The sequence below is a fragment of the Vibrio sp. 10N.261.52.A1 genome, assembly GCF_002876325.1.
Lineage (GTDB): Bacteria > Pseudomonadota > Gammaproteobacteria > Enterobacterales > Vibrionaceae > Vibrio > Vibrio chagasii.
In genome coordinates, this window is record NZ_MCYD01000796.1 from 1 (window position 1) to 2,039 (window position 2,039).

General features: G+C 42.6%; 4 protein-coding genes. 1 reads left to right on the plus strand and 3 read right to left on the minus strand.

Annotated features, from left to right (window positions below; translation table 11 throughout):
* Nucleotides 1–144: 144 nt before the first annotated feature.
* On the plus strand, nucleotides 145–810 hold the full coding sequence (mutH, locus tag BCT81_RS16665; RefSeq protein WP_102425170.1) for a DNA mismatch repair endonuclease MutH: 666 nt from the start codon (nucleotides 145–147) through the stop codon (nucleotides 808–810).
* Between the two features lie 54 nt (nucleotides 811–864).
* Here mutH and BCT81_RS16670 read toward each other — a convergent pair whose 3' ends face one another.
* From BCT81_RS16670 to BCT81_RS29610, 3 genes are all read right to left on the minus strand, one after another.
* A complete protein-coding gene (locus BCT81_RS16670) occupies nucleotides 865–1,176 on the minus strand; it encodes a DUF6482 family protein (protein ID WP_004739547.1) in 312 nt (103 codons plus the stop codon).
* 201 nt (nucleotides 1,177–1,377) lie between these two features.
* The gene (locus BCT81_RS16675) at nucleotides 1,378–1,629 is read right to left on the minus strand and encodes a DUF1127 domain-containing protein (protein WP_102425168.1); all 252 of its coding nucleotides are present in this window, start codon (nucleotides 1,627–1,629) and stop codon (nucleotides 1,378–1,380) included.
* A 109-nt stretch (nucleotides 1,630–1,738) separates the two neighbouring features.
* A partial coding sequence (locus BCT81_RS29610) for a hypothetical protein (protein WP_102425169.1) occupies nucleotides 1,739–2,039 on the minus strand: 301 nt, incomplete at its 5' end.

The following is a 2,039-nucleotide window of genomic DNA, read 5'->3' on the forward strand; positions in this document are numbered from 1 at the left end:
AAATTAATATTTCAATTAATTACCTTTATGTCCTGTGGATAACCCTAACTTTGATCCCTTTTCAGGCTAGGAGATCATTTCTTAACCAGTCGTCATTTGGTGATAACTTCTGATAAAATCATTTTTTTGATCATGCCTTTTATTATGAAACCAGAACCACAAACACAACAAGAGCTGTTAGAGCGAGCATATGCGATCGCCGGGATGACCTTCAAAGAGCTCGCCGATGAAGCAGAGATGGAGATGCCTAATGATCTTAAACGAGATAAAGGATGGGTTGGACAGCTGTTAGAGTGGCACTTGGGCGCACCCGCTGGCAGTAAACCAGAACAGGATTTCGCGAAACTAGGCATCGAACTTAAGAGTATTCCTATTGGCTATTCTGGTAAGCCACTCGAAACCACCTTTGTTTGTGTTGCACCATTAATGGGTGTGCAAGGACTGACATGGGAAACCAGCCACGTTCGTAACAAGCTATCTAAAGTGCTGTGGATTCCAGTAGAAGGCGAAAGAGAAATCCCATTGGCAGAGAGACACGTTGGATCACCACTGTTGTGGACGCCAAGCAAGGCTGAAGACGAAATACTCAAAAGAGATTGGGAAGAGCTGATGGAGTTGATCGTTTTAGGGAATGTTGAACAGATCACTGCAAGGCATGGAGAAGCACTGCATCTGCGTCCAAAGGCCGCAAACAGCCGCGTTTTGACCGAGGCCTATGGTGCGAGTGGCAAGCCAATCAAAACCAAACCTCGTGGATTCTATTTACGAACTCAATTTACTCATAACATACTCACGACACACTACGCATAGTACCTTGATAATCATGCATCAATGACTAAAAAGTAAGGTGCTAAAGGCTTGTATCTAATGAGGTTTCAACGCTAATTCAATATCGCAGTAACTTTGACTTGGCTCATTACCAAATTCGTCGTAAGCATTGTGTAAACGAAGGTAGGCCTTCTCAAAACCTAGCCGGAGTAACTCCTCTTTCACTTGATCCAAAGATCCAAAGTGAAGCGGTTCACCATCTTGTTTTACTGGCTCTAGCTTGTGTTTGTACTCCACGGCTAGTAGATATTCTGAGATGTCAGAACAGCCAATAACGTACACTTTCGGTGTCTGGTACGAATCTTTGTGATCTCCATGTAACCACATGTCTAACTGATGCTTTTGCATAACAGGCCTCCCTTGCTCTCTATAGCTTAGTAGAACTCTTTTTGTTTACTAGGGTGGGTCGATCTTTCACGCTTAAAAAAGCAAAAAAGAGAAGCCAGTGCTTCTCTCTTTTTGCCAGTTCTAGTTCAAAGTTCCCACTTTGACACCTAACCATCACTGTCGATTATTTAAGGGGTTGATGGTGCTATCAACCCCTACAGATTACGTCGGTATTCGCGCGCTAAGGACACGACGAAGGTGACGAACGCGACGTTCAATGGTGACTACTTCAGGTTCAGAGAAACCAATTGGACGACCGTCGGCTTCAAGGCCAATATCTCTTAGCAAATGAGCATTGTGCCATGGTAGGTCTAGTGAACTACGACGCACTTTTCGCTGCCATTCCCGCTCTTCACGACGAAGATCGGCACGGATAAGGACTGTTGCTAATTTTAAATATACTGAGTGACGCATAATAACTCTCCAGTTGTTGAATAAACTGAGGAAAAATAGCGTGTTAGATAGTATGAGGGCTTCTCACTTAGCTGCTATTTTTCCGCAGCCAAATAAGGATACGGATCTATTAGTTAGGTTTATCTTGGGTGTTTCGATCGGCCATGGCTGAGATTTGTGACATAACAGTCACCATGTCAGTACACGGTTCAAACGATGCGCAAATGTGCTGTATAAAATCGAAATGTTTCATTTGCGCCTCCAAGCTAACTAAAAAATCCAAAAAGAAATGAGGTAGTAAAAGCAGACAAGTCTTTGTTAAAACTCTGCTTTCACGGTTAAAGTCTAACCAAGTGAGTATATTATTCAACCGATAATTGGTTAACATTTTCAAAACAATGCATTCACCTAAAATATCAGTTGCATATTCA

What these genes read in the sequence shown, in the direction of transcription:
- mutH (WP_102425170.1), top strand. Translation starts at nt 145, where the DNA reads ATGAAACCAGAACCACAAACACAACAAGAGCTGTTAGAGCGAGCATAT.
- BCT81_RS16670 (WP_004739547.1), bottom strand. Translation starts at nt 1,176, where the DNA reads ATGCAAAAGCATCAGTTAGACATGTGGTTACATGGAGATCACAAAGAT.
- BCT81_RS16675 (WP_102425168.1), bottom strand. Translation starts at nt 1,629, where the DNA reads ATGCGTCACTCAGTATATTTAAAATTAGCAACAGTCCTTATCCGTGCC.